19 protein-coding genes are annotated in these 18,961 nt (G+C 65.8%); 11 read left to right on the top strand and 8 right to left on the bottom strand.

What is annotated here, in order from left to right; all coding sequences use genetic code 11:
- Positions 1-62: 62 nt before the first annotated feature.
- Positions 63-1,661 (top strand): tetratricopeptide repeat protein, encoded by a 1,599-nt coding sequence (locus AC1DQK_RS06450; protein ID WP_477868572.1) that lies wholly within the window; start codon positions 63-65, stop codon positions 1,659-1,661.
- 4 nt (positions 1,662-1,665) lie between these two features.
- Positions 1,666-3,129, top strand: coding sequence for an undecaprenyl-phosphate glucose phosphotransferase (locus AC1DQK_RS06455; protein WP_477868574.1), 1,464 nt, complete (start codon positions 1,666-1,668; stop codon positions 3,127-3,129).
- 86 nt (positions 3,130-3,215) lie between these two features.
- Here AC1DQK_RS06455 and AC1DQK_RS06460 read toward each other — a convergent pair whose 3' ends face one another.
- Positions 3,216-4,019 carry a SurA N-terminal domain-containing protein gene (locus AC1DQK_RS06460; RefSeq protein WP_477868576.1) on the bottom strand — a complete coding sequence of 268 codons (804 nt, stop codon included), beginning with the start codon at positions 4,017-4,019 and terminating at the stop codon, positions 3,216-3,218.
- Between the two features lie 85 nt (positions 4,020-4,104).
- Here AC1DQK_RS06460 and AC1DQK_RS06465 point away from each other — a divergent pair, with 85 nt between their 5' ends.
- Positions 4,105-4,434: an XrtV sorting system accessory protein gene (locus tag AC1DQK_RS06465; protein ID WP_477868578.1), complete on the top strand. Its 330-nt coding sequence runs from the start codon at positions 4,105-4,107 to the stop codon at positions 4,432-4,434.
- A 3-nt stretch (positions 4,435-4,437) separates the two neighbouring features.
- Here the strand turns inward: AC1DQK_RS06465 and epsI are convergent, their stop codons facing one another.
- Both epsI and xrtV read right to left on the bottom strand, forming a co-directional pair.
- On the bottom strand, positions 4,438-5,151 hold the full coding sequence (epsI, locus tag AC1DQK_RS06470) for an exosortase-associated protein EpsI, V-type (protein ID WP_477868580.1): 714 nt from the start codon (positions 5,149-5,151) through the stop codon (positions 4,438-4,440).
- Complete coding sequence (xrtV, locus tag AC1DQK_RS06475; protein ID WP_477868582.1) at positions 5,148-6,056, bottom strand: exosortase V; 909 nt, start codon at positions 6,054-6,056, stop codon at positions 5,148-5,150. Before xrtV ends, epsI begins: the two co-directional genes overlap by 4 nt.
- Before the next feature lie 278 nt (positions 6,057-6,334).
- Here xrtV and AC1DQK_RS06480 point away from each other — a divergent pair, with 278 nt between their 5' ends.
- Together AC1DQK_RS06480 and AC1DQK_RS06485 are read left to right on the top strand one after the other, a co-directional pair.
- Positions 6,335-6,823: a PEP-CTERM sorting domain-containing protein gene (locus AC1DQK_RS06480; RefSeq protein WP_477868584.1), complete on the top strand. Its 489-nt coding sequence runs from the start codon at positions 6,335-6,337 to the stop codon at positions 6,821-6,823.
- A gap of 81 nt (positions 6,824-6,904) precedes the next feature.
- The gene (locus AC1DQK_RS06485; protein ID WP_477868586.1) at positions 6,905-7,402 is read left to right on the top strand and encodes a PEP-CTERM sorting domain-containing protein; all 498 of its coding nucleotides are present in this window, start codon (positions 6,905-6,907) and stop codon (positions 7,400-7,402) included.
- 46 nt (positions 7,403-7,448) lie between these two features.
- On the opposite strand, the gene AC1DQK_RS06490 is transcribed toward AC1DQK_RS06485, so the two are convergent.
- The 3 genes from AC1DQK_RS06490 to AC1DQK_RS06500 all read right to left on the bottom strand — a co-directional run bounded on the left by AC1DQK_RS06490 (position 7,449) and on the right by AC1DQK_RS06500 (position 10,686).
- Positions 7,449-7,991 carry a CAP domain-containing protein gene (locus tag AC1DQK_RS06490; protein ID WP_477868588.1) on the bottom strand — a complete coding sequence of 181 codons (543 nt, stop codon included), beginning with the start codon at positions 7,989-7,991 and terminating at the stop codon, positions 7,449-7,451.
- 521 nt (positions 7,992-8,512) lie between these two features.
- Positions 8,513-9,883, bottom strand: coding sequence for a glutamate--cysteine ligase (locus tag AC1DQK_RS06495; RefSeq protein ID WP_477868590.1), 1,371 nt, complete (start codon positions 9,881-9,883; stop codon positions 8,513-8,515).
- A 62-nt stretch (positions 9,884-9,945) separates the two neighbouring features.
- Positions 9,946-10,686 carry a 16S rRNA (uracil(1498)-N(3))-methyltransferase gene (locus AC1DQK_RS06500; protein ID WP_477868592.1) on the bottom strand — a complete coding sequence of 247 codons (741 nt, stop codon included), beginning with the start codon at positions 10,684-10,686 and terminating at the stop codon, positions 9,946-9,948.
- Here AC1DQK_RS06500 and ubiA point away from each other — a divergent pair.
- The 3 genes from ubiA to AC1DQK_RS06515 all read left to right on the top strand — a co-directional run bounded on the left by ubiA (position 10,685) and on the right by AC1DQK_RS06515 (position 13,834).
- Positions 10,685-11,644: a 4-hydroxybenzoate octaprenyltransferase gene (ubiA, locus tag AC1DQK_RS06505; RefSeq protein ID WP_477868594.1), complete on the top strand. Its 960-nt coding sequence runs from the start codon at positions 10,685-10,687 to the stop codon at positions 11,642-11,644. The genes AC1DQK_RS06500 and ubiA overlap by 2 nt on opposite strands.
- A gap of 71 nt (positions 11,645-11,715) precedes the next feature.
- Entirely contained in the window at positions 11,716-13,062 is a 1,347-nt protein-coding gene (locus AC1DQK_RS06510; RefSeq protein WP_477868596.1) for a TldD/PmbA family protein, read from the top strand.
- Positions 13,055-13,834 (top strand): 3'(2'),5'-bisphosphate nucleotidase CysQ, encoded by a 780-nt coding sequence (locus AC1DQK_RS06515; RefSeq protein WP_477868598.1) that lies wholly within the window; start codon positions 13,055-13,057, stop codon positions 13,832-13,834. Before AC1DQK_RS06510 ends, AC1DQK_RS06515 begins: the two co-directional genes overlap by 8 nt.
- On the opposite strand, the gene AC1DQK_RS06520 is transcribed toward AC1DQK_RS06515, so the two are convergent.
- Both AC1DQK_RS06520 and AC1DQK_RS06525 read right to left on the bottom strand, forming a co-directional pair.
- On the bottom strand, positions 13,835-14,251 hold the full coding sequence (locus AC1DQK_RS06520) for a CoA-binding protein (RefSeq protein WP_477868600.1): 417 nt from the start codon (positions 14,249-14,251) through the stop codon (positions 13,835-13,837).
- Positions 14,252-14,276: 25 nt separating this feature from the next.
- Positions 14,277-15,278: an Mrp/NBP35 family ATP-binding protein gene (locus AC1DQK_RS06525; protein WP_477868602.1), complete on the bottom strand. Its 1,002-nt coding sequence runs from the start codon at positions 15,276-15,278 to the stop codon at positions 14,277-14,279.
- 71 nt (positions 15,279-15,349) lie between these two features.
- Here AC1DQK_RS06525 and hflK point away from each other — a divergent pair, with 71 nt between their 5' ends.
- The 3 genes from hflK (at position 15,350) to AC1DQK_RS06540 (ending at position 18,941) form a co-directional block, all read left to right on the top strand.
- Entirely contained in the window at positions 15,350-16,405 is a 1,056-nt protein-coding gene (hflK, locus tag AC1DQK_RS06530) for an FtsH protease activity modulator HflK (protein WP_477868604.1), read from the top strand.
- The gene (hflC, locus tag AC1DQK_RS06535; protein ID WP_477868606.1) at positions 16,402-17,271 is read left to right on the top strand and encodes a protease modulator HflC; all 870 of its coding nucleotides are present in this window, start codon (positions 16,402-16,404) and stop codon (positions 17,269-17,271) included. Before hflK ends, hflC begins: the two co-directional genes overlap by 4 nt.
- A gap of 104 nt (positions 17,272-17,375) precedes the next feature.
- Entirely contained in the window at positions 17,376-18,941 is a 1,566-nt protein-coding gene (locus AC1DQK_RS06540) for a Do family serine endopeptidase (protein ID WP_477868608.1), read from the top strand.
- Positions 18,942-18,961: the final 20 nt, after the last annotated feature.

Here is an 18,961-nt window from a genome sequence, read left to right on the forward strand (position 1 = left end):
GGTTCGGCCCACAGGTCTGTAATCGAGTGGAAAGGGGCGGCTGGCAAGAGATGGCTTGGGGGATGGCACGCATCTGGGCGGCGGCGCTGTTGGTGCCGCTTGTGCTCGCCGGCTGTGGCCAGTCGCAGGAAAAGGCTGCGAAGGCTGCCGCGCGCTTCGACGCCTATTATGCTGCGCACAATTATTTCGCCGCGCGGGTCGAAATCACCAGGGCGATCGCCGCGCAGGAGGACGTCCCCGAATATTGGTCGAAGCTCGCGCGCGTGCAGACCGCGCTCGGGCGATATCTCGACGCCTACAGCGCCTATAGCCACGTCGTGGAGCTCGACCCGAAGAATGACGACGCGGTTCAGGCGCTGGCCGAGCTGTCCTATTCCGGCGGATCGCTGGATGATGCGGAGAAGTTTGCGGACCAGTGGCTCGCTCTCCAGCCCCGCTCGCTGCGCATGCTGCTCGTCAAGGGCTCGATCGCGGCGGCGCGCCATGACCTGGCCGAGGCGCGTGCGATCGTCGACCGGATGCTGGTTATCGACCCCACAAACGAAGGCGCCACCATATTGCTCGCGCGGGTGCTGAACGCCGGCGGCGACCATGAGTCCGCGGTCGGCACGATTGAAGCTTCGATAGCCAAGGACGGCGAGACGGTGCCCAAGCTGATGGTGCTGCTCGATCTCTATGCCGGCCAGGATGACTTCCGCCACTCCGCCCGCACCTATGCCCGGCTGTTCACGCTGCGCCCGGCGGATGTCGACCTCCGGCTCGAATATGTGAAGCTTCTCTACGAACAGGGACTCCCCGATCGCGCGCTCGCCATGCTCGCCCGTCTCACGCGCTCCCATCCGGGCGATGCCGCGCTCCAGCAGCGCATCGTCGATATCTGGACCGACGTGGGCAGCGCTGCGGTCGATGTCGACCGCGTCCGCCGCTTCGTCTCGGCGGATGGCGACGAGCAGATGAAGGTCGCGCTCGGGCATCTGCTGCTCGACCAGAACCGCTATGCCGACGCCGAGGTAACGCTGCGGCCGTTCGTCGATCAGGATGCGATCACTGCCGCCAATGTCGAGGCGGACGTGCTCTATGCCGGTGCACTGGCCGGACTGGGCCGTGGAGCACAGGCGACGGCACTGGTCGACCGCATCCTCGACTTCGACGAAGGCAATCCGCGTGCGCTGCTGATGCGCGTGCGCGTGCTGGTCGCGCGGGGCGATCTGCCCGAGGCATTGCGTTATGCGCAGCTGCTGGTTCGCGATAATCCCGGGATCGCCGAAGGACGGGTTGCGCTCGCCCGGATCTACGTCCGCCGCAAGGAGCCGGTCCTGGCCGACAATGCCTTTGCGCAGGCGATGAACGCGTTGCCCGACGACAGCGCTATGCTGGCCGCCTATGTGCGCTATCTGGTCGAAACTGGACGAGCCTCGAACGCGCGCGATGTCGCGAAACGCTTTACCGACGATAATCCACGCTCGCGGGACGGCTGGAGCGAGCGCGCGCGGCTGTGCATCGCCCTGGGCGATGCCGCGTGCGTAGAACAGACATTCGCCGCGCTCGACCGCATATCCGGTGGAGCGAAGACCCGGCATGGGCTTGCGGCCGCTTGGGCCGCGCAGCAACGGCAGGCCCGGGCACCGGGTAATCCGCAGCCGATTGTGACAGGACGGTGAGGTCATGCTGAACGTCATCGAAGGACAGGGCGCGGTCGCGGAGCCGCAGTCGCGCAAATATCGCTTCACCTCCAACGTGATCGCCACGATCATCCTGGCCGTCGACCTGATCTGCCTGACGCTGGGCGCGCTGATGGCGCCACTCGCCTACGAGCTGATCCGCGGACCGCAATATTTCGTCGGCCAGCATGTCAACGTCGCGGTCATCGTCGCGGTGAATTTCTTCCTCATAAGGCTGTCGCGGGACAGCTATGCCCATCCGATGGGCCGCGGCGGCGACAGCGACCAGGCCGTGGCGTTCGAGTTCCTGCTGGCGGCCCTGCTGGTGTTCGCGACGATCTGGCAACTCGGGCAGGCCAGGCTGTTTTCGACGGGGCTCGCGCTCTGCTATCTGGGCGGGACGGCCGTGCTGTTGTTCGTCAGCCGCTTCGTCGTGCGCAAGCTCGTCTTCTATCTGGTCCAGGCGGGCCATATCGGGCAGCGTATCGTGATATATGGTGCCGACGAAGCGAGCTCGGACCGCGTCCTGCGCCTGCTGGAGATCGAGCGGTTGCCCTATGTCGCCGTGGTAGGGGTCGCCGATGACCGGTCCAAGCGGATCGAGCGCAAGACCCCGTGGAGCGTGCCCTTCCTCGGCGGGTTGGAAGCGCTGGTGGCGCGAATCGCCAAGGGCGACGTCGACATGGTGATCATCGCGCTGCCTATGATCGGTCAGGAGCGGCTCGACCAGATTACCGAGGCGCTGCAGAAAGTGTCGGTCGATATCTGCCTGATGCCGCGCGAGGCGCTCGATCTGTCGCAGCAATATAGCATGCGCTTCATCGGCTCGCTGCCGCTGTTCGCGTTGTGGCAGCGGCCGATGCGCGATTTCAACCGCATCCTGAAAGCGATCGAGGATCGGGTTATCGCGCTGCTCGGCCTGGTCCTGCTGTCGCCGGTCCTGCTGCTGACGGCATTGCTCATCAAGCTCACCAGCCCTGGTCCGGTGCTGTTCCGCCAGCAGCGCTTCGGTTTCAACAACGTCAAGATCAGCGTGCTCAAATTCCGCTCGATGTATGTCGATCGCCAGGATGTCAGCGGCACCGAGCGCACCACCCGCCAAGATCCGAGGGTCACTCCGTTCGGGCGGATCATCCGCCGCCTGTCGATCGACGAGCTGCCCCAGCTATTCAACGTGCTGACCGGTGAGATGTCGATCGTCGGCCCCCGCCCGCACGCGACGACGATGATGGTCGGCGACGACTATTATTTCGAAGCGGTGCGCGGTTATGCGGCTCGCCACCGGGTCAAGCCGGGCATCACCGGCCTGGCACAGGTCCGTGGCCTGCGCGGCGAGATCAATACCATCGAGCGCGCCAAGCGGCGCGTCGAATATGACATGTTCTACATCGAGAACTGGTCGCTATTGCTCGACCTGCGGATCATCCTCGAGACGATCTGGCGGCTGATCTGGGAAAATGCGTATTGATCAGGCGCCTCATACGCCGGGCGGCCAGCATCCGCTGACCGTGGCTTCGCGCCAATAAGGCGCGGGGGGGGGGGGGGGCGGTCAAATCACTTAGCCGCTGCAGCCTTCTCAGGCTCGAAACCGCGCTGATACTGGATCTCCGCGCTGGTGCGGGCGCGCGCGACCTGGGCCTTGCTTTCGGCGACCAGTTCACGGCGGCGGACCATTTCGGCGGCGGCCAGGCGCGCCGAGGCGGTGGGCGTCGGCGTGTTGTCGCGGCCGACGATGACGCTGGCCACATATTGCCCGTTCGACGGCAACACGAACGGCTCGCCTGGCGGAAGCTTGTTGATGACGCCGATCAGCTGCGGATCGAGCCGCCCGGTGTCGATCACCCCCTTGCCGCGCGCGAAGCCGAGGCCGAGCTTCTGGAGCCCTGCCGCGATGTCGTCGAGGCTGTGCGCGTCCTTCAGCGCCATCAGGCTCCTCGCATTTTTGGGCGCAGCAAATTGGATCTGGTCGAGCAGCAGGCGCTGGCGTCCGCCAAATTGTGCAGGGTTGTCGGCGACATATTGGGTTATGTCGCGGTCGTCGGGCATTGGCACGGTCGCGGCGATCTTCTGGCCGAGCATGCTGACCAGAAGATTTTCCTCGAGCCGGCGCTGCTGGGCAACGAAATCGGGAGTCTTGTCGAGACCCTGCTCGCGCGCCTTCTGGACGATCAGCTTGCGATCGATCAGCCGTTGCAACACTTGCTTGCGCAGCTTGGTGCGATCTGCGGCGTCCGGAATGCGGACGCCCTGAAGCTCTGCATTAAGCTCCTGCATCGAGATCTCGTCGCCATTGACGATCGCGACCACCTGGCCTTTCGGCTCCTTGTGGCAGCCAGAGACAAGAAGACTCGCGGCCATGACGCCGCCGAGAAGTGCAGCTCTTACCTTCACCCTGAATTCCCCCGACGCGTGCATGTCACATTGACGTCGGCAACATTGCTACATGATTGCCAGCCGTGGCGACAAGCCTGTATGCCGCCATATTGGCTTGGAGGGTGTGGAATTGGAGACAATTTACGATTGGGTCACGGTCGCGATCTTCGCAGGACTGGTCGTTCTCTTCATGCAACGGTCGACCGGCGAACGACCACCTCGAGATTCGATGCTGCAATATCTGGGCGCCGCGGTGGGTTGCGCCGTCGCCAACTATTTCGGCAACAAGGCCATCGCCGGCGAAGGTTTCATCTATCATCTGATCGGCATCACGGTCATCGTGGCGACGCTGGCCTATATCCAGATCGTGCTGAAGCCGTTGGAGAAGCCGGGCGACTAGGCTTTAGCGGGAAGATTCTGCCGGCGATGGCGCGCCCGCCTCGCCGAAAACCACCCGCCGCGCGGTCGGTGACAATTCGGCAAGCAGCGCCGGGATGAAGCGCATCAGCGTCAGCGTCGCGCTCTTGTCGTCGGGAGCAGCGGTCGAGATGCGGACGAGCACGCCGTCGGGCACGCGTCCCTTCAGGTTTTCCTTGGCCACCGCCCAATGCTGCGCCCACCAGCGCGTCGGGAAATCATTGCCGATGCGGGTCCAGTAGATGAGCTGCTCGCTGCGATTGGCGCTGCGCGCGCCGATATAATGGCCGGGCACGGTAAGGCCGCCGCCGACATCAAGCGGGATCATCCGCTGCTCCAGCAGTTCATAGCCCGACGCCGGATAGCAGACTTCGGGGCGGTGGACCTGGAGCATGCCGTCCTGCGTCCCGTTATAGGCGACGAGCAGCATCACCGGCAGCTGGGTCGGCGATGCATAATAACGGGTCAGCACGGCATTGTAGAGTCTGTCGCGCAGCTGGTCGGCCGGCGGCAGGACCAGGCCGTTGCTGGTCTCGTAGGACCAGTCGCCGACCTGCTTCGGAAAAAGCGGGTCGAGCTTGGCATCCTCGATCATCCGGAACGGCACGTCGGGGCGGCGCGAATTGGCGACCAGCCCCACGCCGCCGAGAAGGCCGCCGGCGATGAGCGATCGGCGGGTGATCGGCAGCTTGCCGCTCATGCGGCGGCGCTTCGGGCAAGGCGGCGGCGCAGCGGCGATGCCAGCGCGTCGATCCCGAAGATGCCCAGCACCGAGACCAGGAACATGGTGATGCCTGAAAAGGTGTGAAGGAAGCCCTGCGCCGCCTCGTCACCGAAATAATGGGTGATCAGGATCAGGCCGAGCACGCGGATGAAATTGGCGAGGATCGCCACCGGCACGATCGCCAGCATGAGCAGCAGCGCATAGCGCCAGTTCGCGTTGTGGCGGATATAGACATAGAACAGCCCGATCGCAGACAGGCTGATCAGCGAGTTGAGCCCGGCGCAGGCGGCGGCGATCAACAGCTGGTACTGGCCGATGACGATCGTCACGCCCGATCCGGCGATCGGATAGCCGAAGCCGTGGAGCAGGTCGATCGCGGCCTGGGAGATCGCGATCTTCAGCGGCTGGGTGATCATCGCCACCACCGTATCGGGCGGTGGGAAGATGAAGAGCATATAGAGGATCGGGAACCACATCGCCCTGAGTGGCGCAAACCCGACCAGCCAATAGGCGGCGACCAGCAGCAACCCATACATCATGAAGCCCTCGACCTCGATGACGGTGATGATGCGCGCGACTGCATAGACCGGTGCCAGCAGCAGGAAGGCGGCCAGCGCGATGCGGGTATCGCCGGGTCGGGCGAGCATGCGAACCTCGCTCCACCGGCGCCAGAACAGCCACAGGCCGGTTGCCAGGACGATGGGGCCGTGCGCGCCCTGCTCGGTCGACCAGTTCTCGCTGGCAACGCCGTACATGGTCGGCAGCACCAGGCCGAGCATGCCGATGACGAGCAGCCAATGCGACGCGAGCGCAGCGCGGATCGGGGCGAAGTCGGACCAGCCATAATGGCTGGCGCTCCGGCCTGCCCGCCGCTCTGCCATGTCCCCCGAATGATCGCCCAAGTTTACGCCATCTCAACCATGTTGTGCGCATCCTCGCCGCCGATCGCACCGCGGCGCGATGGAGTCGGTAACGAGCGCTTCGCCCCGATCGGGCATAGCGGATCGGCACAGGACCGGATAGCCGATTACGGGCGAAGTCGGTGGTTTTTGCTGGAGCGGCGGTTTGCAATTGTTAACCAGCGCGGTTTTGTAGTTGATCCGGTTTATGCTATTGGATGGGGCACGCAGTTGCGTTGGGGGTTTCGGGGTAGTTCTTCATGTTGAAGGAAGCGGTTGCGTCCAAAGCTGCCAAGCTGCTGATGACCTGTGTCTGCCCGGTCGCGGGAACGACGGCCCTGAGTCTCGGCGTTCCGCAGGTTCGTGATGCGGTCTACAAGGCGACCCAGCCCCGCCAATATGCCAAGCCCAAGACGCGCGTGCGGCAGCAGGGAGAGGCGCCGGTCGAAGTCGCCGTGAACGATGCCTGCCCGCCCGTCACGCCCTTCAAGATCGGCGATCTGCCGCCCACCAAACCGCCCAAGAACCCGCCGGACGATCCCCCGAGCCCTCCGCCGAACGATCCTCCGCCGCCGATGCCGCCGATCTTCCCGCCCAGTCCGCCGGGGGTGCCGCCCGGCCCGCCTGGCGTGCCGGAGCCATCGACCTGGCTTCAGCTCGTGATCGGTTTCGGCCTCATAGGCGGCATTGCGCGCAGCGCCTACCGCAAGAACAACGGCCGGACCGGCGCCGAGCCGGAGCAGTCCTGAGATGATCGATTTCTTGGAAGGAACGATGTTGCGATCGTCGAAGGCCGTGTCGGCTTTTGAAATATCGGGAACGGGGTTGTCATGCTGAAGGAAGCCGTCGCATCCAAAGCTGCCAAGCTGCTGATGACCTGCGTGTGTCCGGTCGCCGGCACGACCGCCCTGACCCTTGGCGTTCCCCAGGTCCGGGACGCCGTCCACAAGGCCGTGCAGCCGCGCCAATATGCCAAACCCAAGACGCGCGTGCGCCAGCTGGAAGAGCCCGTTCAGGTCGCGTCGGCCGAGGACTGTCCCACGCTGACCCCTCTCGCCATTGCCGACGTGCCGTTCCAGGCCCCGGCCGCCTCGCTGGCGACCGGTCCGTCGCAGCTTGCGGAGGTGCCGCAGCCCGAGGCGGGGCTGCCCCTCACGCCGCGCATCTTCATTCCGCGCAACGATGGCATGGCCGCCTCGGAGCCGGACGGTGCGCCGGAGTCGTCGAGCTGGGTGAAGCTCATCCTCGGCTTTGGGGTGATCCCCGGCATTCCTCGCGTTAACTATCGCAAGAACGCGGGGCGAGAGGGCGAGAAGACGCCGGCGTGACGTTCCGATCTGCCGGGAGTCTATCGATCCCCGGCCGACGAACGGCTCAGAACGGCCTTTCGCCGATCACGTTGCCGCCTTCGCTGTAGCGGCAGACTAGGAAGTCGTCGCGGCGGCCATGGGCTACAGCGCAGCCGACGGCGCGCGAGGAGCGCCACATCACCTGTGTGTAATGGCCGACCTTGTCGAGATCGCCGCTGATGCTGTTGTTGGGGAAGATGCCGGGCTTGTAGTCGCGTTTCTCGGCGACCCACAGGCCGATCATCGACTCCGGGCCATAATAGCCCCTTGTCCCGGCCCAGAGATTCTCGCCCTGCGGATCGGTCTCCCCCGGCGCATCTTCCGAGTGCACCAGATAGCCGACCCGCACGAGATGCTGCGCATAGGCCTCGGCATCATGTGCCAGCAATTCGTTCCACGCCAGCGGCGCTATGCCAAGCGCCGCGCGTTCGCGGTTGTGGCCGGCGAGCAGCCGCTGTTCGAGATTATTGTCCAGCCCGGTGGCACCTTGCGCGAAGGGAGCAGCCAGCGCCAGCGCCAGCGCTCCCGCCACTTTCATCACCTTTGCACGCCCCAAGCCGAAAGCCATCGCATCGCTCCATCATCCGATGGCTCGAATGTTAGGAACTGTGACTTGCGGCTTGGTGTGGGAGATTGGTGACCGTGCCGTTCAGCACTTTCCACCAGTCCTGACGCTCGAAGCCGCCCTTTTCCGGCTGATCCGGTCGAGATGTTGACGCGCTGTTTACCGTCGACGCGGCGGCTGGTGTGCGCGGCACGTCCGAATCATATGGTCAGGGCTGGGGGAGAGGGGCGCTGCGGGCCGGAGGTTCCGGCTCGAGATCGGCTATTGCCGCTTCTGCGATTTTACCGCAGCCACCACGTCCTGCACGCCGTACCGGACTTTCACCGGCGCATCTCTCTCCTGCGAAGGGCTCCACTTAAGCGGATGTCCCTGCCGACGCAGCCACTGCTATCTACTAGAAGCCGGCTGCCCGCACCAGCGGACTCTGGACCGTCCCGGCATTGCCAGCCCATGCCGCAATATTAGTTGTAGAGTGTTGCAGCGACGTCACGGTTTACGCAACTATATGTTAATCTGCGGTGCTGCTAGAAGCGTCCGTGCTGGTAAACGCGGCTGATGTCCCCGCCCCAGTCGCCATGATAGAGATCCAACAACTGATCGGCGGGTGTCTTGCCGCTGGCGACAATCTCGCGCAACGGTGCGAGGAAGCCGCTCTCGTCGTCGCCCGCACCGTTCAGCCGCGCCCGCGCCTTGAGCCCGCTCGCAGCGATGTCGAGTATCGTCGCGCCGAGTTGCTGGAAATCGCGCCCGCGTGGCCCCATCGCCCGCAGCCCCAGCCGCGGCACCTCGGCACGGATGCGGTGATGGTCCTCGATCGTCCAGTGCTTGACCTCATCCCACGCCGCATCCATCGCGTCGTCGTCGTAGAGCAGGCCGACCCAGAAGGCGGGAAGCGCGCAGATCCGGCTGTGGGGGCCGCCATCGGCACCGCGCATCTCGAGGAAGCTCTTGAGGCGAACTTCCGGGAAGGCGGTCGACAGATGATCGGTCCAGTCGGCAATCGTCGGCTTCTCGCCGGGTAGCACCGACAGCTTGCCATCCATGAAATCCCGAAAGCTCAGGCCGGCCGCGTCGACATAACCGTCGCGGAACGCGAAATACATCGGCACGTCGAGCATATAGTCGGCGTAGCGCTCATAGCCGAATCCATCCTCGAACACGAACGGCAGCATGCCGGTGCGGTGCGGATCGGTATCGGTCCAGATATGGCTGCGATAGCTGAGGAAGCCGTTGGGCTTGCCTTCGAGGAAAGGCGAGTTGGCGAACAGCGCGGTCGCGAGCGGCTGAAGCGCGAGGCTGAGCCGAAACTTGCGGACCATGTCGGCCTCGCTCGAATAGTCGAGGTTGGTCTGGATGGTGCAGGTCCGCAGCATCATGTCGAGGCCCATCGTGCCCACCCGCGGCATGTGGTGCAGCATGATGTCGTAGCGGCCCTTGGGCATGATCGGCAATTCGGCGCGGGTCTTGTCGGGCCACAGGCCCAGCCCGAGAAAGCCGATGCCGAGCTTTTCGCCGATCGCCTTGACCTGTTCGAGGTGGCGGCCGGTTTCGGCGCAGGTCTGATGGATATTGTCGAGCGGCGCGCCCGACAGCTCGAACTGGCCGGCGGGCTCGAGGCTGACATTGCCGTCGTTGCCGGCAAGGGCGATGATGTTGTCGCCCTCATAGACCGGTTCCCAGCCATATTTGGTCAGGCCGATCAGCAGCGCATGGATGCCGCCGCGCTCCTCATAGGAAGGGGCACGGTGCGAATCCTCGAAGAATACGAACTTTTCATGCTCGGTTCCGATGCGCCAATTCTGCTTCGGTTTTTCCCCGCCTGAAAAGACGGAGATCAGGTCGTCTTTCGACTCGATCAGCGGATCTTCGCCATCGGCTGCTTTGCGCGTGCTCATCGTCGCGCCCATAGCGGACCGATCGGTACGTGGCTAGTGCCCCGCGTCGCGGCAGCCGGGGCTTACCGCCAGTCGCCTGCCAGCGCCATCCACAGCGATACCGCTGCCGCCATCGCCGTATCGGCGCGCAGGATTCGCGGGCCGAGCGATATGCCGGTGGTTTGGGGAATTGCCCTGATCGCCGCGCGCTCCTCCGCGGTGAAGCCACCCTCCGGCCCGATCAGGATTGCGGCCGGCCCCGGCTGCACCGCCTGCCCCATCGGGACGCCGCCTTCCTCGTCGGCGAAGATCAGGGCGCGGTCCTGGGGCCATTCGCGCAGCAGGGTGGCGAGCTTCACCGGCTCGTCGAGGACCGGGAGGGCGGTGCGCTCGCACTGTTCGGCGGCCTCGACCATATGGGCGCGCAGCCGATCGAGGTTCAGCCGGTCGACGATGGTGCGTTGGGTGATCACCGGTCGTAACCGCGCTACTCCGAGTTCGCAGGCCTTTTCCGCCATCCAGTCGATGCGGCCTTTCTTGATCGGCGCGGCCAGCAGCCAGAGGTCGGGTACGGCTTCGCGCTCGCGGAGCCGGTTGACGATGCGGACGCTCAGCGCCCGCTTGCCGACCTGTTCGATTTCGGCGCGCCATTCCCCGGTGCGGTCGTCGAACAGAGAGATTCCATCGCCCTCCCTGAGGCGCATCACTCCACTGAGATAATGCGCCTGGCCGCCGTCGATCGTCAGCGACAGGCCGTCCGACAGCGGTTGATCGATGAACAGGCGGGTGAGGCTGGCGGGCGGCCAGGCGGGAGTATTGGCCATGGGTCTTCCGAAGGCGGAGCTTTTCCCTTACCTGCCGTCCATGGCCGAGGAAGTCGAGGAAATCGTACCCGACAGCGAGTTTCGGGGCATGGCGCGGCGGCTGCCTGCCACGTTGCGTCCCTATTGGCTGCTCGCACGATTCGATCGTCCGATCGGCAGCTGGCTGCTGTTCTGGCCTGGAGCCTGGGCGGTCGCGCTGGCCGGCCGCGCGGTCGAACGCTGGGACCTGATCGCCTGGATGGCGCTCGGCGCGGTCGTGATGCGCGGTGCCGGGTGCGTCTATAACGACATCGTCGACCGCGATCTCGACCGCAAGGTTGCCCGCACCGCGGCACGGCCGCTGGCGAGCGGAAGGGTGAGCCTCAAGGCGGCCTGGGCGTGGCTCGCCGTCCTTTGCCTCATCGGCTTGGTCGTACTGCTGCAGTTCAATCTGGTGGCGGCCTGTGTAGCGCTCGCCAGCCTTGGCGCCGTCGCGGCCTATCCATTCATGAAGCGGATCACCTGGTGGCCGCAGGCGTGGCTCGGCATCGTTTTTTCCTGGGCTGCGCTGGTCGGCTGGCCAGCGGTAGCCAGCGGCTTCGATCCGGCGCTGTGGCTGCTCTATGCCGGATCGATCTTCTGGGTGATCGGCTATGACACCATCTATGCGCTGCAGGATATCGAGGATGACGCGCTGGCCGGGGTCAAGTCTTCGGCGCGCGCGCTCGGCCGGCATGCCCGGACAGGGGTCGCTTCATTCTATGTCCTCGCGATCGCCTGCTGGGCGGGAGCGCTGTGGCAGCTGCGCCCGCAGGCCTTGGCGCTCGTGGCGCTGATCCCGATCGCGGTGCATCTGGGCTGGCAGGTCATGGCGCTGGACCCGGCCGATCCGGTAGATGCGCTCGCCAAGTTCCGGGCGAACCGTTTCGCCGGTTTGCTGATGTTTCTGGCATGTTTCGTCGTCGGTGCGACGGCCTGACAGGTTTTAGCGGGAACGCCGAGGGGCGTTTACCCTTTGACCTCGCGGTGCGCCGAACTTAAGTCGCCCCCATGCTGAGCACTTCCGAAGCCGAAACCCGTACCGCCGATCTTGTCGCCGCCGCCCGCAAGGCCGGTGCCGACGCCGCCGATGCGCTCTACATCTGCAACGCCTCGACCCAGATCTCGGTTCGCCTCGGCGCGCTGGAGGATGTCGAACGCTCCGAAGGCGAGGAGATCGGACTCAGGCTGTTCGTCGGCAGCCGCTCGGCCAGCGTGTCGTCGTCGGATCTGTCGGCCGAGGCGCTTGGGGCACTGGTCGATCGCGCGGTGGCGATGGCGCGCGAGGCGCCCGAGGATCCTTATTCCGGCCTGGCGCCTGAGGACCGGCTGCTGCGCGGCACGGCGGTCGATGTCGACGGCGACGATCTGGCCGACCCGTCCCCGGCGGCGCTGCGCGAGCGCGCCGAAGCCGCTGAAAGTGCCGCCCGCGCGGTCGCGGGCATCACCAACAGCGAAGGCGCGGGGGCATCGGCGAGCCGCACAGTGATCGCGCTTGCCACCAGCGCCGGCTTCGCGCGCGGCTATTCGACCAGCGGTTATGGCTGCTCTGCCAGCGTCATCGCCGGCGAGGGCGGTGGCATGCAGCGTGACTATGCCTATCATTCCGCCCGTCACCTGAGCGATCTCGAGGATGGCTCCGCGATCGGCACCCGCGCCGGCGAACGTGCGGTGAAACGGCTGAACCCGGGCAGATTGTCGAGCGGCGCGATGCCGGTCGTCTATGATCCGCGCGTCGGCTCGGGACTGCTGGGCCACCTCGCCGGCGCGATCACCGGGTCGGCGGTCGCGCGCCGCACCAGCTTCCTGCTGGACAGGCTGGGCGAGCAGGTGTTCGCCAAGGGCATCTTCATCCGCGACGATCCGCACCGCCTGCGCGGCCTGCGCTCCAAGCCGTTCGATGGCGAGGGGCTTCCGACCGCGAAATGCGACATCATCGCCGACGGCGTGCTGACCGGCTGGATCATGGATTCGGCGTCCGCGCGCCAGCTCGGCCTGGAGCCGACCGGCCATGCCACCCGCGGCGTCGGCGGTCCGCCGGGAACCGGCGTCACCAACTTCTATCTCGAGCCCGGCATACTCTCGCCGGAAGAGCTGATCGCCGACATCAGGCTCGGCGTCTACGTCACCGAACTGATAGGGCAGGGCGTGAACGGCGTCACCGGCGACTATAGCCGCGGCGCCTCGGGTTTCGTGATCCGCGACGGCCAGTTGTGCGAGCCCGTCGCCGAGATCACCGTCGCGGGCAATCTCAAGGATATGTTCCGCGAATTGACCGCGGCTTCGGATCTTGTCTTCCGCCGCGCCGTTGATGCTCCGACTATTCGGATCGAAGGGATGATGATCGCTGGTGCCTGAGAGCCTCCTTGATGCGGTAAGCGCCGTCGCAGTCGAAGTCGGCGCAATGGCACACGCGGCATGGCGCGGCGATTTCAAGACTTGGGACAAGGTGCCGGGAAGCCCGGTCTGCGACATCGACCTGGCGGCCGATGCATTGCTGCGCGAGCGGCTGATGGCGCTCGACCCGGAAGCGGGGTGGCTGTCGGAGGAAACCGCAGACAGCGCCGAGCGGCTCAACTGCGTGCGCGTCTGGGTGGTCGATCCGATCGATGGAACGCGCGATTATGTGCGTGGCCGTGAAGGCTGGGCGGTCTCGATCGCGCTCGTCGAAGGCGGGCGTCCGCTGATCGGCGTGCTCGACGCGCCAGCGCGCGGCGAGCATTGGCGCGCGAAGGCCGGGCAGGGCGCGACCCGCAATGGCGAGCCGATCCGGGCATCGACACGGCAGGAACTGGCCGGTGCGCGGGTTCCGGCCGACGTGCTCGCGCGGGCCGATTCCGATCTGGTCACGGTGGGCAAGCCCAACTCGATCGCGCTCCGGATCGCGATGGTTGCCGCGGACCAGGCCGACCTTCTGGCCACGATCCGCTGGGGCAATGAATGGGACATCGCCGCCGCGGCGCTCATCGCGCAGGAGGCTGGCGCCACGGTCACCGACGCGCTGGGCCAGCCATTGCGCTACAACAGTACCAAGGGCGAACAGTTCGGCGTCCTGGCGGCGGCGCCGGCAATCCACTCTGCGGCCGTACAGCGGCTGGCGCACCGGGCCGCGCAGGGGATTATCCGCTGATCATAGGCCGAGCCGGGGGATCTCTATCTTGGGACAGCGGTTGACCACCGCCTTGAGCCCGGCCGCCTCGGCGCGGGCCACCGCCTCGTCGTTGAACACGCCCAGCTGGGTCCACACCGCACCGGCCCCGACGGCGATCGCGTCATCGATCACCGGGCCGGCGGCGGCGGAGTTGCGGAAGATGTCGACGATGTCGATCGGCTCGGCGATGTCCGCGAGCGCCGCCACGACGGGTTCGCCGTGGATCGACTGGCCGGCAAGCTGCGGATTGACCGGGATGACCCGATAGCCCTTCGATTGCAGGAAGCGCATCACGCCATGGCTCGCCCGATCGGGACGGTCGCTCGCGCCCACCATCGCGATCGTCCTGGCATTGCGGAGAAGGTCGGCGATGTCCTGGTTGCTGTCGAGCGGCATGGCGTGTCCTTTAGCGGGGATCCGGCTAGAATGCGGCTGGCTTGGCGGGATTCAACCAGTCCGTGAGCTTGGCGGCGAGCGCCGCGAAAACCACGTCGTCCGCCTCCGCCGCAGGCGGCGTGCCCCCATCGGACCGGGTGCGGATGTCGATGTCGAGCGGAACGCGCCCGAGGAAGTCGAGGCCCATCGAAAGCGCCGCGGCCTGTGCACCGCCCTGGCCGAAGGGATCGGATATTTCGCCGCAATGCGGGCAGGCATAGCCGGCCATATTCTCGACCATGCCGACGATCGGCACGCTCGCCTGGTTGAAGAAGTCTATCGCCCGGGTGGCGTCGATCAGCGCCAGGTCCTGCGGCGTAGAGACGATAATCGCGCCCGCCGGCTTGTACTTCTGGACCATGGTGAGCTGGACGTCGCCGGTGCCGGGCGGCAGGTCGAGGATCAGCAGGTCGACGTCGCCCCATTCGGCATCGATCAGCTGGCCGAGCGCATTGGCGGCCATCGGACCGCGCCAGGCGATCGCCTGGCCCGGCTTCACCAGCTGGCCCATCGACAGCATCGGCACCCCGAACGGTGACATCACCGGGTCCATCTTCTGCCCGGTCGCCGTCGGCTTCATCCCCTCGGTCGACAGCAGACGGGGCTGGGAAGGGCCGTAGATATCGGCATCGACCAGTCCGACCTTCTTGCCCATCCGCCTGAGCGCGACCGCCAGATTGGCGGACAGGGTCGATTTGCCGACCCCGCCCTTGCCGGAACCGATCGCGATGATCTTTCGCCCGCGCTTCTCCGCGGTCATCGCGACGCGCACCGTTTCCACGCCGGGAACGGCGATCAGCGCCTGCTTGACGGCGGTCTCGAGCTTGCTGCGCGCATCGCCGGACAGGCCGGTTACGTCGAGGACTACGCTGACCGTTCCATCGTCATAGCGTGGCTCTGCGGAACGGCCGCTGGCGATCAGGCCCTTCCCGCTGATGGGGTCGATGACGCTGTCGAGCGCCTTGGGGAGCGAGTCTGTCATTTGCATGGCCGCAGCGAATAGACAGTCGGCAGGGAAAGAGCACTGTTTTTCCGCGGATCGCCTCCTATAATGGCAGTATGAACGAGAATGACAGTAGCGGGTTAGTGCCGCGGCCGGTGCTCAACGAGGGCGGGCCGTGGGGCGGCGGGGGATCCGGCGGCGATGGCGAGGGGCCCAACCCCTGGAACCAGCCGCCTCGTGGACGGCAGAGCCGCGGCCCGGCGGGCCGATCTGCGCTCGACGAGCTGCTGCGTCGGGGCCGCGCCCGGTTCGGTGGCCGCGGCGGGCAGGAGCCCGAGGCCGGGCGGCTCGTTCTGTGGGTGATCGGCGGGCTGCTGCTGCTGTGGATTGTCTGGACCAGCAGCCACCGGATCGATCCGCAGGAGCGCGGCGTGATCACGCGGCTCGGCTCCTATGCGGGCACACTAGAACCCGGCATGCGCTTTTCCTTCCCCGCACCGATCGACGTGGTCACCAAGATCGACATCGAAGACATAAGGGTGAAGGACATTCCCGCTGCCGGCGGCAATGCGCAGAACCTGATGCTGACCGGCGACCAGAACATGATCGACCTGGCCTATTCGGTGCGCTGGAACATCCGTGATCCGGAGCTTTATCTCTACGAGCTGGCCGATCCCGACGATACCGTCGCCGAGGTGGCCGAGAGCGCGATGCGGGCCGAGATCGCCCGGGTCGCCCTCAACGATGCGATGGGCTCGCAGCGCAGCCAGATCGAAGGCCGCGTCCAGCAGCGCATGCAGGAAATCCTCGACGGCTACCGCGCCGGCATCACCGTGCAGGGCGTCGCGATCAAGCAGGCCGATCCGCCGACGGCCGTGGTCGAGGCGTTCAAGTCGGTATCGGCCGCGCAGCAGCAGGCCCAGGCCTATCTCAACGAGGCGCGCGCCTATGCCCAGCAGCTCGGCGCCAAGGCCGAAGGCGAGGCCGCCGCGTTCGACAAGGTCTATGCCGAATATAAGCTGGCGCCCGAAGTGACCCGCCGCCGCATGTATTATGAGACGATGGAACGCGTTCTCGCCAAGACCGACAAGACGGTGATCGAGGCGCCCAACGTCATGCCCTATCTCCCGCTGCCGCAGACGCAGCAGCCGAAGCCGGTGCCGCAGCAATGAATATCAGCGACAGCCTCGCCAGCCGCACCATGATCGGCTGGACCATAGCGATCATCGCCGCCGTGATCTTCCTGAGCAGCATCTTCGCGGTGGTGCCGGAAACGAAGCAGGCGCTGGTCGTCCGCTTCGGCAAGCCCGAGCAGGTCTACAACGCCTACAAACCCAATGAGGATTTCGGGCAGACCGGCGCAGGCGTGATCTTCAAGATCCCGTTCATCGACCAGATCCGCTGGATCGACAAGCGCGTGCTGGATTTCGACATGGAGCGCCAGTCGGTACTGTCGACCGACCAGCTGCGGCTCGAGGTCGATGCCTATGCCCGTTACCGGATCGTCGATCCGCTGAGGATGGCGATCACCGCCGGCACCGAGCGGCGGGTCAGCGAGGCGTTGCGCCCGATCCTCGGCTCCTCGCTGCGCAATGAGCTCGGCAAGCGGCCGTTCGCAGCGTTGCTCAGCCCCGAGCGTGGCGCGGTGATGGAGAATATCCAGGCGCGGCTCAATCGGGTCGCGCGCCAATATGGCGCCGAAATCGTCGACGTTCGGATCAAACGCGCCGACCTGCCCGACGGGACGCCGCTGGAATCGGCTTTCAACCGCATGCGCACCGCGCGCGAGCAGGAGGCGCGGTCGATCCTTGCCGAGGGCCGCAAGCAGGCGCAGATCATCACTGCGGAGGCGGATGCGCAGGCCGCCGGCACCTATGCGGAAAGCTTCAACAAGGATCCCGATTTCTATAACTTCTATCGGGCGATGCAGTCCTACCGGATGACCTTCGGCACCGATGGAACCGAGGCAACCGGTTCGTCCAACATATTACTGTCACCCGACAACGAATATCTGCGGGAGTTTCGGGGGCGGCGCTAGGCCGCAAGGGAAACGGCACCGTTCAAGCGGGGTTCAGCGACCTAAGAGATAACCGACCCGGATATTCGGCTCGTCAGGACAGGAGTTTTAAGGAGTTGGCAAAAGTGCGTTATGCCTATGCGATCACCGCGGCCTTGCTGGCAGGTGGCGCCACCGCGACCCTGACGATGCAGCAGCCGCTCGGTGCCCAGATTCCGCAGAATGCGCCTGGCACGATCGATGCCGCCGCCCCGCGCCCCGGCGCGCCGATGAGCTTTGCCGATCTTGCCGCGAGGTTGCAGCCTGCGGTGGTCAACATCTCCACCACGCAGAAGATTCAGGTCAAGAATGGCGGCAACGCCTTCGCCGGCACGCCGTTCGAGGAGCTGTTCAAGCGCTTCGGTGGCGGTGGCGGCGGTGGCACCGACGATGATGGCAAGCCGATCACGCGCGAGGCGACATCGCTCGGATCCGGCTTCATCGTCTCGGCCGATGGCTATGTCGTCACCAACAATCACGTCATCTCGGCGGCGCCCGAAGGTGGCGGTAACGCGGTGGTGAGCTCGATCACCGTCACCTTGCCCGATCGCAAGGAGTATAAGGCGACGATCGTCGGCCGCGACCAGACCTCGGATCTCGCCCTGTTGAAGATCGAGGCCAAGGGCCTGCCCTTCGTCACCTTCGGTGATTCCACCCGCGCCCGTGTTGGCGACTGGGTGGTTGCAATCGGCAACCCGTTCGGCCTGGGCGGCACGGTTACGGCGGGCATCGTCTCGGCGCTGCACCGGTCGATTGGCGTGAACGGCCCCTATGACCGCTATATCCAGACCGACGCCTCGATCAACCAGGGCAATTCCGGCGGGCCGATGTTTGACCTGCAGGGCAATGTGATCGGCATCAACACCGCGATCTTCTCGCCCACCGGCGGCAATGTCGGCATCGGCTTCGCGATCCCGGCCGAGGAAGCGAAGCCGATCATCGACCAGCTGCGCTCGGGCAGCCGCATCAAGCGCGGTTATCTCGGGGTCGGTATCCAGCCGATGACCGAGGATATCGCGACCAGCCTGGGCCTGCCCAAGGATCGCGGCGAGATCGTTGCTCGGGTCGAGCCCGGCGAGGCCGCTGCGCGCGCCGGCATCCGTCAGGGCGACGTGATCGTGTCCGTCAACGGCCAGGACGTCACACCCGACAACACGCTGTCCTACATCGTCGGGAAAACGCCGGTGGGCACGCGCATGCCGATCGAGCTGATCCGCGAGGGCCAGAGGCGGACCGTCACCGTAACGCTGGGCGAGCGGCCGCCAGAGGACCAGCTGGCCGCCAGTGCCGATGGCGACGCCGATCAGGGCGATGACGACAGCAGCGCCCAGGCTGCGCCCGACCAGGCGACCCGCAACGCCGTCGGCCTCGGCTTCCAGACGCTGACGCCGGATATCGCCCGCCGGCTCGGCGTCTCGCCGACGCTCAAGGGCGTGGTGGTCAACTATGTCGATCCCTCCAGCGATGCGGCTGCGAACGGCTTTCAGCCGCGCGACATCATCCTGCAGATCAACAATGTGCCGGTCACGACGGCGCAGGCTGCGGCTGCGCAGATCGCTGCTGCCAAGAAGGCGAAGCGGCCCACCGTGCTGTTGTTCGCGCAGCGCGGAAACAATCCGCCGCGCTACATCGGCGTCCAGCTGAAAAACTGATATCTCCTGCTCCAGGAGAG

It is taken from the genome of Rhizorhabdus sp. P4_G5, from assembly GCF_056401065.1.